Annotated in this window: 12 protein-coding genes; 6 read left to right on the top strand and 6 right to left on the bottom strand. The window is 53.7% G+C overall.

Annotated features, from left to right (window positions below):
• Positions 1-270 precede the first annotated feature (270 nt).
• Together AC6CHM_RS19730 and AC6CHM_RS19725 are read right to left on the bottom strand one after the other, a co-directional pair.
• Positions 271-1,239, bottom strand: coding sequence for a ketopantoate reductase family protein (locus AC6CHM_RS19730; protein WP_498174463.1), 969 nt, complete (start codon positions 1,237-1,239; stop codon positions 271-273).
• Positions 1,240-1,329: 90 nt separating this feature from the next.
• Positions 1,330-1,734, bottom strand: a complete 405-nt coding sequence (locus AC6CHM_RS19725; RefSeq protein ID WP_307277748.1) for a host attachment family protein — start codon at positions 1,732-1,734, stop codon at positions 1,330-1,332.
• A gap of 430 nt (positions 1,735-2,164) precedes the next feature.
• Here AC6CHM_RS19725 and AC6CHM_RS19720 point away from each other — a divergent pair, with 430 nt between their 5' ends.
• Positions 2,165-3,406, top strand: coding sequence for a DUF763 domain-containing protein (locus AC6CHM_RS19720; protein ID WP_498174273.1), 1,242 nt, complete (start codon positions 2,165-2,167; stop codon positions 3,404-3,406).
• 19 nt (positions 3,407-3,425) lie between these two features.
• Here the strand turns inward: AC6CHM_RS19720 and AC6CHM_RS19715 are convergent, their stop codons facing one another.
• Positions 3,426-3,755, bottom strand: coding sequence for a hypothetical protein (locus AC6CHM_RS19715; protein ID WP_498174271.1), 330 nt, complete (start codon positions 3,753-3,755; stop codon positions 3,426-3,428).
• A 1,055-nt stretch (positions 3,756-4,810) separates the two neighbouring features.
• On the opposite strand from AC6CHM_RS19715, the gene AC6CHM_RS19710 reads away from it, so the two are divergent.
• Both AC6CHM_RS19710 and AC6CHM_RS19705 read left to right on the top strand, forming a co-directional pair.
• Positions 4,811-5,299, top strand: coding sequence for a DUF4142 domain-containing protein (locus tag AC6CHM_RS19710; protein WP_498174269.1), 489 nt, complete (start codon positions 4,811-4,813; stop codon positions 5,297-5,299).
• Positions 5,300-5,864: 565 nt separating this feature from the next.
• Positions 5,865-6,758 (top strand): SDR family oxidoreductase, encoded by an 894-nt coding sequence (locus AC6CHM_RS19705; protein ID WP_336442247.1) that lies wholly within the window; start codon positions 5,865-5,867, stop codon positions 6,756-6,758.
• 320 nt (positions 6,759-7,078) lie between these two features.
• Here the strand turns inward: AC6CHM_RS19705 and AC6CHM_RS19700 are convergent, their stop codons facing one another.
• Positions 7,079-7,462 carry a type II toxin-antitoxin system VapC family toxin gene (locus AC6CHM_RS19700; protein WP_498174267.1) on the bottom strand — a complete coding sequence of 128 codons (384 nt, stop codon included), beginning with the start codon at positions 7,460-7,462 and terminating at the stop codon, positions 7,079-7,081.
• Positions 7,459-7,659: a type II toxin-antitoxin system VapB family antitoxin gene (locus tag AC6CHM_RS19695; protein ID WP_498174264.1), complete on the bottom strand. Its 201-nt coding sequence runs from the start codon at positions 7,657-7,659 to the stop codon at positions 7,459-7,461. The genes AC6CHM_RS19700 and AC6CHM_RS19695 overlap by 4 nt, the downstream gene beginning before the upstream one ends.
• Before the next feature lie 378 nt (positions 7,660-8,037).
• Here AC6CHM_RS19695 and AC6CHM_RS19690 point away from each other — a divergent pair, with 378 nt between their 5' ends.
• Positions 8,038-8,847 carry a cyclase family protein gene (locus AC6CHM_RS19690; protein WP_336442284.1) on the top strand — a complete coding sequence of 270 codons (810 nt, stop codon included), beginning with the start codon at positions 8,038-8,040 and terminating at the stop codon, positions 8,845-8,847.
• Between the two features lie 720 nt (positions 8,848-9,567).
• Here AC6CHM_RS19690 and AC6CHM_RS19685 read toward each other — a convergent pair.
• Positions 9,568-10,260: a GntR family transcriptional regulator gene (locus AC6CHM_RS19685; protein ID WP_336442244.1), complete on the bottom strand. Its 693-nt coding sequence runs from the start codon at positions 10,258-10,260 to the stop codon at positions 9,568-9,570.
• A 147-nt stretch (positions 10,261-10,407) separates the two neighbouring features.
• Between AC6CHM_RS19685 and AC6CHM_RS19680 the strand changes: the two genes are divergently transcribed.
• Together AC6CHM_RS19680 and AC6CHM_RS19675 are read left to right on the top strand one after the other, a co-directional pair.
• Positions 10,408-11,409 carry an ABC transporter substrate-binding protein gene (locus AC6CHM_RS19680; protein WP_336442243.1) on the top strand — a complete coding sequence of 334 codons (1,002 nt, stop codon included), beginning with the start codon at positions 10,408-10,410 and terminating at the stop codon, positions 11,407-11,409.
• A 66-nt stretch (positions 11,410-11,475) separates the two neighbouring features.
• Positions 11,476-12,309, top strand: a complete 834-nt coding sequence (locus tag AC6CHM_RS19675; RefSeq protein WP_336442242.1) for an ABC transporter ATP-binding protein — start codon at positions 11,476-11,478, stop codon at positions 12,307-12,309.
• The last annotated feature ends 5 nt before the right edge of the window (positions 12,310-12,314 follow it).

Here is a 12,314-nt window from a genome sequence, read left to right as displayed (position 1 = left end):
TCATCGGGCAACTAAACTATTAACGCGCTGCACGCACGACCAGACATCAACGGGGAGGCTGAAGTGGCTTTCCCTGTGAGATTGTGGAGATCTTCCAGGACGGCGCTTTGGTAGCGTCGTTCATCCGACGTCCTGATCACTATGGCCTTGTGCCATCAATCTTCCATTCTGACCGCAACTACGGCGAGGGGCGACCCGCAGCACAGATCTGATGCCAAGCCTGGTGTCAGATCTTAGCGGAACAAAAAACACGTTTTGGCTCGATGAGCATCAGCCTTGCCTAGCTGTACGATTTTGGAGCAGACTTGTAATTTCTGACGATTTTGGCGCTAGTCGACCATCAGCAAGCTTTTCAGAGAGGTGGCAGAGAGCAGAGTTATATGGAGTTTCTATGTTATGAAGACGCCCGAGAAGTACGATTTCGCCGTTGAGATAGCTTGTTTCCAGAGAACCCGTACCTCTTACTACACTTTGCAGGGTGGACGACCCTATCCGATCTCTTCCCGGAATGGCCGTCATGATCATTTGGTTGCGAGCCTCCGCTTCCGACTTGTCCCAGTCAATACCCGCGGCAGTCAGAACGCCTTCTGCTTCGGCGCGGACTTTTCGATACAAGTCGGCTTGTTGCTGTTTATCGCTGAAAGCAGTTTCGATGATATTTTCCAGGTTGGCGAGCAGTTTGCGATACTTGCTGTTCATCACATCACTTCTTGCATTTGCCACGAACCCGCATGAATTCAGAACCTCACATAAATGCTCTACTGCTGCATCGACGCCCGCCGGGTAGCGGCCGATATCGAAGATTCCGATTTTGGGAATGCAATAGGCTGCTACTTCACCTGGCCTCTCGAAATCAGCCGGAAGCATGACAGTAACGCCATAGACATTCCTGAAAAACCGCAACGCAGTTCGTTCATTGGCTACGCCGTTCTGAAAACAGAATATCGGCTGCTCGACCACACCGGCAGCCTTGAGCTGAAACAGCGCTTGTGCGGTATCCTGTCCTTTCATTGCCAGCAATATCATGTCGTCATTATTAAATATAATTTCCTTTGGATCTGCATAGACGGGGAAGGTCGTTGTTTCGGTCCCCTGCGGTGACAGCAGTGTAAGGCCGGATCGTCTTACAGCTTGAAGTTGTGTCCCTCTGGCGATTGCAACAACCGAATGTCCAGCCAGGCCAAGCTTTGCGGCCACAACTCCACCGATTGCTCCCAGTCCAAAGACGATAATTCGCATCATTAATCCCTCGGTTTAGCGAAAGCCGGCGCTGCTCTCAATATTGGACGAAACCACTGGAGCAGGAGCTCCAGTGGTTTCAGAAATCGGTTAAGCTGCCGCGATAGATTTCTCGATATCTTGGATCGAATGTCCGGTCAGATCTTTTGCAATCTCGCCAACTAAGATTGCTTCCAATTCCTTATGATAGTGCTTTCGCAACTCTCCCAGCGCCTTGGGAGCCGCGATCACCACCAAGCCGGTAATCTTACCGTTGAGCACCCGTCGGTTTAAGACGTCGGCAATTCCTCCCACGAAATTATCCTCGTCAGCCTGACCTTGGTCAGGATTCGCCGAACTGCTTTTGCGTCCTCCGCTTGCGTTGTTGCTCTCGGTATCAACATCGGTGTCAGGAAGTGCTTTCAGAGTCGGTTCGGTGTTATCACTTATGTTCTGAAAAAGGTTGAATTTTTCGCCATCCGCAACTGCAACAGTTGCCCCTTTTGGAATCTGCATGCTTTAATTCTCCACGTTATGCCCCGTTAATTTGGAAGAGGGCAAACTAGAAACCTTGGCACAATTGCCTAGCCTCTATAGGGTAACGCCCTAGCGGAATATTCGATGCAGTAAGGACTGACAGATCAATCTCCTTGGAGAGGCATTAGCTCGATTAATGCTATAGCGAACTACTAAGCTTGTGGATCATGAGTTTACTCCTTCTTTCGTCAGGTCACGTTGTCAGTTGGGTGCAGGCACCATCCGCCGAGTGACAAGATGTCCCTCCCGGACAGAACCCATCAGCCAGCCTTCGGCACTAATCCAAGCTGACTTTGGCGCTTCATATCCAGGCAACCGCTACGCAGTTGTGTTTTGGGACCAGTGTCACCACATTCCGTCTTGGAATATTTAGTAGGCCGAACATTTGAACGAAGGGTAAAAACAACCGATGGCAAGACGAGCTGGCAGTGCGGATTTACCGCTGCACGGAGGACGGGTTCCCCGCTGGCTGGGCGATCGGATGACTAAGCTCGGAGCACTCATGTGCGAAGCGATCATTCACCATTACGGCCGGGATGAACTTTTACGTCGGCTTTCTCACCCATTCTGGTTTCAGTCCTTTGGTGCAGTGATGGGCATGGACTGGCACTCCTCAGGTATCACAACCAGTGTGATCGGCGCGTTGAAACGTGGCCTTACCCCAATGTCGAATGAATTGGGAATTCATGTTTGCGGCGGGCGCGGCTCTCACTCGCGAAAAACGCCTTCGGAGCTGAATGCGATTGGAGAGCGTGTAGGAATTGACGCAAGAGCTCTGGGACAGGCAAGCAGACTGGTCGCAAAAGTCGACAGTGCCGCCTTGCAGGACGGATTTGATCTTTATCTCCACGGTTTCATTGTTGCTGATGATGGAAAGTGGGTGGTTGTCCAGCAGGGAATGAATGGGAATAGTCGGCAGGCAAGACGTTATCACTGGCTGTCTGAAGGGCTGACCAGCTTTGTCGATGCTCCTCATGCCGCAATCGAAGGTCAGCAAGTCGGAAATATTATCAACCTTGCTGATCGTCGCGCATCGGACTCGCGGGTAAAGCAAATCGAGGTTTTGAAGACATTGAATCCTGGCCGGATTGTCGAGGAGGTGGCAACTCTCGAGGGGACGCCTGCAGTCAAGCCGACCCTTTCAGACCAAATGCTCCTGCCGCATCTTGTCATGCCGGAGCACCATGATGTTCGGGAGGGTGACATCATCATGCATCGCCTTTACGGCAATATCGCTGCGGCAGTCGAGGCGGCTCCAGCTGATTTCGAGAATCTGCTTCTCGTTCCCGGAGTCGGACCTCGTACCGTCAAGGCGCTTGCAATGGTTGCCGAGGTGATGCACGGCGCCCCTTGCCGTTTTTCCGATCCCGCGCGATTTTCGCTTGCCCATGGCGGTAAGGACCGCCATCCATTTCCCGTTCCCCTCAAGGTTTACGACGAAACCATCAACGTTCTGAAATCCGCTGTCAAAAATGGCAAGCTGGGTCAGCGCGAAGAACTGGATGCACTGGCGCGGCTGGACAACCAGTCCAGGCAGTTGGAACGGTATGTGACCGAACCTGATCTGAAGGAAATTGTTGCCGGGGAATTCGAGCAATCAACACAGTGGGGCGGCCGCAGTGTTTTCGGTTGGGAGAAACCGCAAGACTGATCGTTATTCCTGAATCCACCTATTTTGACGGTGAGAGCGTGATAAGCCCGACGGCAATGATTGCCAGCAATATCACGGCGAGCTGAGCTGCCGGCAGTTTTTCACTGAAGTAGAATATGGCGATCGCATTAACGGCTACGAGTTGCAGGAGCGCCGATAGAGTAAATGCCGACGCCATGCCACAGTCACGTACCAGCCGCAGCATGATCAGGTTGCCGATGGTGTATAAAATCAGCGTAAGCACCATCTTCAAAAGTGTAGGCGATATCGCCCAGTGTTTTGCTCCGAAGGCAGCAAGCAAGAATACTAATGTTGACGCTGCAAGTTGCAGCACACCCGAAATCGCCATGTTATTTTATCCTGAATGCTTCAAACCTGATAGCACTGCTTCACAGCATGCGTTAACCGGGATTTGTACCCTCCGATTGACCCAGCGCATGAGGTGAGGGTTGTTGCGCCCCGGACGTCCGCATCTTTTCAGGTGCTAAATTTCGTACCATGTTCCTACACTTTGCACACATGCCCTTTGGCACTACTCACCTTAATCGGGATCGAGCCCGACGCGGAACAGCGTCGGCGATGGTTCGAGGCGAGGGCCACTTCCCGGTCCAAGACCGATTTTATCGGTCGCGAAAGGAAATCGAGAAGGCGTTCGGGAAGCCCGATCGGGCGCCGATCGCGAAATGGTTTCGAAGGGCCGGCTAATCCTTGGCGTGGATTGGCCCGAGAGCGCTTTTGGCTCACAGGCAAGGAAAGCAAGGACTCTGCCTTCAAGCGGAACGTTGGATAAACAATCGCATGAGGTTCCTTTACATTTGCCAGAGTCGGGGGCGGCCAGTTCGATGCTTCGTCGATTCGACAACAAGCGCTGGAACTCACCGGGAAGAAGCGCGTTGCAACAATGTTACTTTCGACTAGGAGAACGTTATGAACAGTATAATATGGTGGGTCGGTGCTATCGTGATCATCCTTGCAATTCTCGGATTCTTTGGGTTCCGCTAGGACTGCATAAAGCAATGTAGCGCAGGATTTTCGAAGTGCTGGCCATCGCAGTCTGACTGTTGAACACTGCTGCGGACAAAGCGCAGCAGGTAGTCGGCACGTGTTTGCTTTCATTCCCACCGTGTGAATAAGGGTGACGGCAGTCCTCAACATCGCAGCTGAACGAAAAACGTGATTGATCCAGGACGGGTCCATGTATGGCGCTCTTTTTAGGATCTTTAGCAGATTGGCGCGCGCGAGCCCTTTTGGTTTAATTCGCCTTCGTAAAGCGTTATCGACACCGAAGCTCTTGGCAGATCATGCGTTGCTCCACTTGCTTGGCGGGCGCAGAAATGCGCCGGTTTTACAATGGAACGTTCATTGGCGGCGACAGTTTCCTCTTCTCACACACTGGAGGAAACAATGAAGCATCTGCTCATCTTAACTGCTGCTGCAAATCTCGTACTCACTACTTCTGTATTTGCGGCGGAGATCACAAAGCCGGCTGAATTCGCCAAGATGGCGACAGTCTCGAATATGTTTGAGATTCAATCCAGCGAACTGGCTCTGAACCAATCCGACAATGCTGCTGTCAAGAAATTCGCTGAACATATGATATCGGATCATTCCAAAGCAGGCGAAAAAATGATGCCGGCTGCCAAAGCAGACAAGGTCGAAGTTCCGACGAAATTGGATGCAGAACATCAAGCAAAGCTGGATGCACTTAAAGCCGCCGACAAATCGAGCTTCGACAAAATCTACAAATCCGAGCAGTTGAAGGCGCACGAAGCCGCCGTTGCTCTTTTCTCCGTCTACGCGGCAAACGGGGAGGCCGGTGAGCTGAAAAAATTCGCTACTCAAACCTTGCCTACGCTTACGGAACATTTGACCGCGGTGAAGACAATGAACTGATCATCCTCATATGCCTTCGGTTTTCGGCGGAGCGGAAGGCATCTTGTTGAGGTCATTGGCCTATGGAATAATCCAGCAGCACTGGATTTCAGTTTGCACTGGATGCCAGCAACAGGGACCTGGAGTCACGAGCACGCTCGCCGCGATCCATGACGCCATGCCATCGCTAGTGGGAAACTTGACGCGGCAGGCGCGGGCACCAGCAACGTCAAGTCGCCAGGACGCTGCCGATTGAGCAGGCGGCGCTGCGGACGGCCCGACTGCAACTCATCGCGCCTGGCGTTTCTTACCGCAGTTTAACCGCAAGGAGGGCCGTAACGCGGCTGAGAAGTCTCTGGTGCCGTGTCCCGGTACACCCATCACGACAGTGCCGGGCCAGGGCAACGAGTTCGTATCAATCCAACACCCCTCGGAAAAGAAAATAACGCGTTCAGAAGGAATTGCGAAGAAGCCGTGGAAGACGAAGATCGGTGCTTGGAGGAGCAGCGTCACTGGAACAAAGCGGTGAAACGGACGTTCGCCAACAGTCACTACCAGCAATTCCGTAAAAACATGGGGTGTTATCATGAGCAAAAAGTCTTCCCTGAACGATCCTCGCGGTCTCTATCCGACACCGCCATTTCCCGACCAGCCGCAGCCCGCGCCTGGCCTCGCACGTAAGATGAATCCCACACCGGATCACGGTGAGCAAAGCTATCGCGGATCGGGAAAGCTGACGGGACGGAATGCGCTCATTACCGGTGGTGATTCCGGGATCGGCCGCGCTGCGGCCATCGCCTTCGCGCGCGAGGGCGCCGACGTTGCCATCGCCTACCTTCCAGATGAGGAAGCGGATGCCGAAGAGGTGATCCGGCTTGTTGAAGAAGAAGGACGCAAGGCAATCGGTCTGCCGGGCGATATCAAGGAAGAATCGTGGTGCCGAGCATTGGTCGAGAGGGCTGTTTCTGAGCTCGGTGGTCTCGACATTCTCCTCGTTAATGCTGGCCGGCAGCAATATCGAGAGAAAATTGAGGAGTTGTCGACCGACGATTTTGACAAGACGATGAAGACCAATCTCTATGCGCTGCACTGGATCGTCCAGGCTGCCGTTCCTCATATGCCGGTTGGGTCGTCGGTGATAACAACCGCTTCGATCCAGGCTTATCAGCCATCGCCGATCCTGCTCGATTACGCCACGACGAAAGCCGGCATCGTTGCCTATACCAAAGCGCTCGCCAAGCAATTGATTGAACGTGGCATTCGCGCCAACGTTGTAGCACCCGGCCCGGTCTGGACGGCGCTGCAGCCAAGTGGCGGACAACCGGATGAGAAGGTGAAGAATTTTGGCAAGGATAGTGACTTCGGTCGTCCCGGGCAGCCGGTCGAACTGGCACCAGTTTTTGTCTTGCTTGCCTCGCAGGAAGCCAGCTTTATCAATGGCGAAGTCTATGGCGTGACAGGCGGCAAGGGAGTGGCCTGACCAACTAGACCTGCTTATCGAAGTGGTTATGAGACCGGAGTCGGACGACGATCACTGACGAAGGATCTCCTGAAAAGTTGGCCAGTTAGAGAAGCGGCGGCCTCGCTTGGCATCCCTGTTTCGGCCTTCGATAGCTGGCTAATGAGCGCTCTCACGCAATTGGCAGAACTTGCCCTGTCTCCGATTGGTGGATAAATGGCCGCTATCGATGTTTTGGTCGTGAATGCGGACTGACCGCTTCCTGCACACTGGGTCATTCCAACCACACCGAGTGTTGTCTCATACCGGGGCCTGGAAATAAGGGCTTTGGCTTGGCAATTTTAGTTTGGACGATTTACGGGTAGGTGCAGTGAAGCGCCTGCCTTTTCGGCCGCTATTTTCAGGCGCTTGTCTCTGGTCCATAAGGTCGCTCGCTGGTCAAGAAGGACGGATGCCAGCAAGTGAGCATCGGTGTAGCCAATGCCGATGCTGAAAAGACTGTGGCGATCGATCATTGTCATAACTTCGTCGTGCGTGGCGACGACCGCCGCGCGCTGAGCCGCCAGAAAAGCGATCACGCTGCCGCGATCCCTAAGGCTGCCAAGCGCCAGCTCACCGATCACGGCTGGGTGGCAAAGTAGGAGGTCGGCTTCAATAATCCTGCGCAGCTCTGCATCAACATGACGAAAATGATCAATCCAGATCGAGGTGTCCGCGAGTATCACTTGGCCGCTGCGCTCCGGCGGCGCGGGCCTGCCTGGGCATCGGGCATAGTTCCTCCCAATGCGATGAGGCGCTTTCCGGACTCCACACGGACAAGCGTTTCCAACGCCTGGCGCACTAGGGCCGCAGTTTCATTTGTACCGGTCAAGAACCTAGCTTTCTCCATGAGCGTGTCATCGAGGTTAATAGTCGATCGCATGATGTAGCTCCGTAGTTGAAGTGCGGAAAATAGCACCACTTGGTGATAAAATCTATGCCGATTGCAGCATTACTACGCAGTGCTGGCTTAAAAAAATCTCACCGGGGGGGTCGAAGCTCGAGTGCTGTGACTATCTGCGATCACCTCGAATGAGCGGAGGTCCGGTACACTTATTATCTGGAATTGGCGGGAGAGCCAGATAACGGATATGCACCATCTACCCGTTTTCCCGGCCATAGCGGCAGAAGCGAACGCCGTCCGGTGAAACGGTAGCATGTCTTTCTACTGGAGCTGCAACCTTAAAAATCGTCCAATCTTGCTTCATCACAGTTTTGAGATACCCTCATGAACAGAGTTTTGAAACGAGGGGAAGAGCGGATGTGCAATCACTGCGTGATAGAGGACGTGAAGAAGAACATGCTGTCGCGTCGTATGCTATTCAAGGGTGCGGCTCTGGCGGGAATGGCAATGGGCGCGGGAAACCTGGCGACACCGGTGCTTGCTCAGACAGCTGGCAAAGTTGTCGATCTCACTCATGTGTATGATTCAATGTTTCCAACATTTGATGGCAAGCCCGGAATAGAGTTTGAATGGGCCGCCAATATCGCCAAGGACGGATATCAACTCCATAAACTGACGGTTTTTGAGCACACTGGAACCCATATCGACGCCCCTTTCCACTTCAGCGCCGATGGCGCCAGCGTTGATCAGCTGGAACCACAAAAGCTGGTCGCGCCGCTGGTTGTCATCGACATCACAGATCGTGCCAAAGAGGATGCCAATTCGACCATTGAGGCGGCGGATATAGAACGCTGGATCAGCACAAATGGCGAGATTCCCGCAGGTGCTGTCGTGGCCTTGCGCTCTGGCTGGGCGACAAAAGTAAAAAGCCCCGCATTCCGTAATGACGATGCTGGAAAATTCGCCTTCCCCGGCTTTAGCAAGTCGGCAACGGATTTACTGCTCGAGATCGACACCGTCGCAATCGGCGTCGACACGCTCTCATTGGATCCGGGCAACTCTGCCGATTTTGCGGTGCATAATTCGTGGCTTCCGGCGGGCCGCTACGGCATAGAAGGTCTGAACAACCTTGAAGCGTTGCCCCTCAAAGGAGCGACAATCGTCGTCGGCGCACCAACCCACCGAGGCGGGACAGGTGGCCCGGCTCGTATTCTGGCGCTTGTTTAATCGCAACTGGTCCCGTCCCGATAGACGAGAATGCCGCCGGGGCAGGCTGGCTTGTCAAAGCCGTCAAATCGTAAATGCAGATCGCATGGTACCTGCACCCAACACTTAGAAAAGCAGATAGGAAACAATCCGGAACCCGAATTCTAATCTTTCCGTTCTCCTGGACATGGACGGCACGTCGATCAAATCTTACCCGGTATTTATCGAGCTGCCGTGTTACCCTACGCGCACCAGGGAATCAGCCACCCGAGGTTATGGATATTCAATCGATAATTGGCCCTCCTGTGGACGCATATCGAGCGACTACAGTACTCACGGGCTCCTCATGAGCACGCTTCATGCCCGGATTCCTGCAACGCTAAACTCTCTTCGTGATACGAGGATGAGACTGTTTCCGGCTACATCAAAACGCGTCGTTTGCTTGAAGGGTTCTGGACACCCTTGACCTGGATCACATGTTCACCGCAGTTCATGGTTCTGAACCGGGCGGCGTTACGGATCACAAGCCCTGGCGACTTGGTTCAGCGGGGGCGTTGCAGAAAACCAATGGCGACGCAGCCCCCTGTTGGCAAGCAATCAAGAATTCATACTGATGCTGAAGGTTTTGATGTTACGGTTGGAGACAAGACCAGCCTGGTTGGTGGCCGGATCAACTCCAGGACCAATCCTGCCTTGAACACGTCGGAGACCGGACCACCCTGCTCGCCTCGCTTTGCGACCTCACTTGCGAACATACTCTGGAAATTGTTCGCTTATAAGATCAATGATGGACAGTGTCCCAGACAAGTGTTTGCGCAGGGCGATTTCAGCGGTATGTGCGCGTTCCGATCGTATCGCATTGATGATCTCTTGGTGATCCTCAAGAACAGTTTGCATCTTGCCGGGCATCGGCAGATTCAAGCGGCGCAACCTGTCAAGATGGACGCTCTGGCGACGCACGGTCGACCAGAGGTTGAGGATGTTTGAGCGCTCATAGATTTTCCGATGAAAATCCTTGTCCAGCGCGTCGAAGAGATCATATGTCTGCGGAGAGGCAACTTGCCGCTGCCTTGCCAGCAATTCCTCAAGGTCTGCTGCGGTCTCGGCCGGACACTCGGCTGTCAGACGGCGAACCGCTTCAAGTTCAATCGAGAGCCGGAGGAATTGTGCCTGCCTTGCGTGATCAATATCGATCCTTGCCACGACCGTGGCATATTGTGGATAGACTTCAACGAGGGCCTCCTCCTCAAGGCGCATCAGAGCGTCCCGGACCGGGGTCTGGCTGACGCCAAACTCCATCTGAAGCGATGCCCTGGAAAGAATTGTTCCCGGCACAAGTTCAACAGAGAGAATGCGGTCCCTCAATATTTCGTGAATCTGATGGGCGACCTGCCGTGTGCGGTCCAGAACGCTATTATTAACCCTACCACTCATGATTGCTGCTCTCTCGTTGTCTGTCTCAATTGCACTACCACAATTATTTAGTTGATGCACTGATGCATTAGTGCTTTAATAAAAACCAGCGATGTCGGAGGGTCATCGCCGTTCGCGAACCATAAAGAGAATTATCGGGAGGAAAATATGCGATTGTTTCAGGGCAGTGTTGCCGCACTTGCTATCATTCTGGGTCTAAGCTCGTCTGGCTATGCTCAGGACAAGACCGATATCTCCATCACCCGCCAGCCAGGCATCCTTTACTTGGCCAGCCACGTCATGGAGACACAAAAGCTCATTGAGAAGCATGCGGCGGAGGATGGCCTCAAAGATGTTACCGTCAATTGGCGCACGTTCAGCGGTGGCGGCGCACAAACTGATGCGCTTCTTTCCGGGAATGTCGACATCGTCAATACCGGGACGGGCAACCTGCTTCTGCTGTGGGACAGAACACGTGGCAAAGTAAAAGGGATCATCACCAGTTCGGCGCAGCCGGTCATCATGGTGTCGCGTGACCCCAAAATCAAATCACTGAAGGACATCGGTCCGAGCGACAAGATTGCTGTGCCAACGGTTGGCGTTTCGACGCAGGCGATCCTGTTGCAAATGGCAGCGGGTCAGATGTTTGGAGACAGCGATCTGAAGCATTTCGATGTCAACACCGTGCAGCTCGGGCATCCCGATGCGATGGCGGCGCTGGCCAACAAGAGCCACGAGGTGGCAAGTCACTTCTCCGCACCGCCTTTCCAGTATCTGGAGATCGACGCCGGCAACCACATCGTGGTCAATTCCAAGGACATCATTGGCGGTCCGTTAACACAAGCGACGTTTTTCACGACCACGACTTTTGCCGACGCAAATCCTGTCATCATCAGGGCCGTGCGCGAAGCCACGGTCGAGGCAATCGACATGATCAAGAAGAACCCGCGCGACGCATTGAGTGCCTACAAGCAGGTTTCCGGTGACAAAACCGATCTTAATATACTGGTCAAGATCCTCGAACAGCCGGACATGATGGAGTTTCGCACCGATCCTCAGGGAACAATGAAGTTTGCCACCCATCTGCACAAGATCGGAACGCTCAAGACGATGCCTGCGGCATGGACAGACTATTATCTACCAGAATCCGCCGAACTGAAAGGCAACTGACTGTCGGCAACGAGCCAACGACCTGGCAGAGATGCCGGGTCTTCTGACTATCTTATGGAGGCCCATATGCTACAGGCCATACAACAAAAAACAGATCCAACAGCAGGTTTTCCCGATGTCAAGGCGGCAAGTGAGGGCAGGTCTCTTCTCACCGTGGACAAGGTGACGCTTCGCTACAAGACCCCGAATCTACTGATAACCGCGACGGAAGACGTTAGTTTTTCAGTCGAACGATCCGATCGTTTTGTTCTTCTTGGACCGTCCGGATGCGGCAAGTCCACGCTGTTGAAAGCCGTCGGCGGATACATGGCCCCGGTGAGTGGATCAATTCATATCAACGGACGGCAGGTCAAAAAGCCCGGGGCCGATCGTATGATGGTATTTCAGGAGTTCGACCAGCTTTTGCCTTGGAAGACGGTACTGGAAAACGTCATGTTTCCGCTAATCGTGGCGCGCAAACTGCCGCACAGGGAGGCGGAGGCTCGGGCAAAGGAATATATCGACAAGGTAAAGCTCACACGCGCCATTGACAGTTATCCACACACGCTTTCGGGTGGCATGAAGCAACGCGTGGCGATCGCCCGCGGCATGGCCATGCAGCCCGACATTTTGCTGATGGACGAGCCATTTGCAGCGCTCGACGCTTTGACCCGGCGTCAGATGCAGGACGAACTGCTGCAGCTTTGGGAAGACACCAGGTTTACGGTGATTTTCGTTACACATTCCATTGCCGAAGCCATCAAGGTCTCCAACCGCATTTTGCTGTTGTCGCCTCATCCAGGGCGCGTGAAGGCTGAAGTGATCGACGTTGATCGCGCCCGTCAGGACGATGGCAGCGCCGCCGCGCTCGAACGCGATATCCACAATCTGCTCTTTTCCGAGGCGGGCCACAGGGAGTGACGATA

The organism is Phyllobacterium sp. GQ127 (genome assembly GCF_059758635.1).
This window is presented reverse-complemented; position numbering and strand designations above follow the sequence as displayed.

Coding starts and splice junctions, on each gene's coding strand:
- AC6CHM_RS19690 (WP_336442284.1), top strand. CDS start 8,038: ATGTGCAATCACTGCGTGATAGAGGACGTGAAGAAGAACATGCTGTCG.
- AC6CHM_RS19715 (WP_498174271.1), bottom strand. CDS start 3,755: ATGGCGATTTCGGGTGTGCTGCAACTTGCAGCGTCAACATTAGTATTC.
- AC6CHM_RS19695 (WP_498174264.1), bottom strand. CDS start 7,659: ATGCGATCGACTATTAACCTCGATGACACGCTCATGGAGAAAGCTAGG.
- AC6CHM_RS19705 (WP_336442247.1), top strand. CDS start 5,865: ATGAGCAAAAAGTCTTCCCTGAACGATCCTCGCGGTCTCTATCCGACA.
- AC6CHM_RS19685 (WP_336442244.1), bottom strand. CDS start 10,260: ATGAGTGGTAGGGTTAATAATAGCGTTCTGGACCGCACACGGCAGGTC.
- AC6CHM_RS19675 (WP_336442242.1), top strand. CDS start 11,476: ATGCTACAGGCCATACAACAAAAAACAGATCCAACAGCAGGTTTTCCC.
- AC6CHM_RS19725 (WP_307277748.1), bottom strand. CDS start 1,734: ATGCAGATTCCAAAAGGGGCAACTGTTGCAGTTGCGGATGGCGAAAAA.
- AC6CHM_RS19720 (WP_498174273.1), top strand. CDS start 2,165: ATGGCAAGACGAGCTGGCAGTGCGGATTTACCGCTGCACGGAGGACGG.
- AC6CHM_RS19710 (WP_498174269.1), top strand. CDS start 4,811: ATGAAGCATCTGCTCATCTTAACTGCTGCTGCAAATCTCGTACTCACT.
- AC6CHM_RS19680 (WP_336442243.1), top strand. CDS start 10,408: ATGCGATTGTTTCAGGGCAGTGTTGCCGCACTTGCTATCATTCTGGGT.
- AC6CHM_RS19730 (WP_498174463.1), bottom strand. CDS start 1,239: ATGCGAATTATCGTCTTTGGACTGGGAGCAATCGGTGGAGTTGTGGCC.